The 217-nt window shown below is 75.1% G+C and carries 1 protein-coding gene; it reads right to left on the reverse strand.

What is annotated here, in order from left to right; all coding sequences use genetic code 11:
* On the reverse strand, positions 1-217 hold a 217-nt coding region (locus tag ACLF6P_RS30160; protein WP_415954617.1), incomplete at both ends, for a KR domain-containing protein.

Here is a 217-nt window from a genome sequence, read left to right on the forward strand (position 1 = left end):
ACCTCCGTACCGAGGGCGGTGAGTTCCTCGTGAAGTTCCCTCGCGCCGGGGGCGTTCATGCCCCGTCGGCTGGTGAGGACGACGTGTTCGGCGCCGTGGGTCGCGGCCCAGCGGGCGACGTGTGCGCCCAGGCCGCCGGTGCCGCCGGTGACCAGGACCGTGCCCCGGACCTGCCAGGAGGTGTCGGCACCGCCCGGGGCCGTCGCCCGTACGACTC

The organism is Streptomyces lothianensis, assembly GCF_047779955.1.
GTDB lineage: Bacteria > Actinomycetota > Actinomycetes > Streptomycetales > Streptomycetaceae > Streptomyces.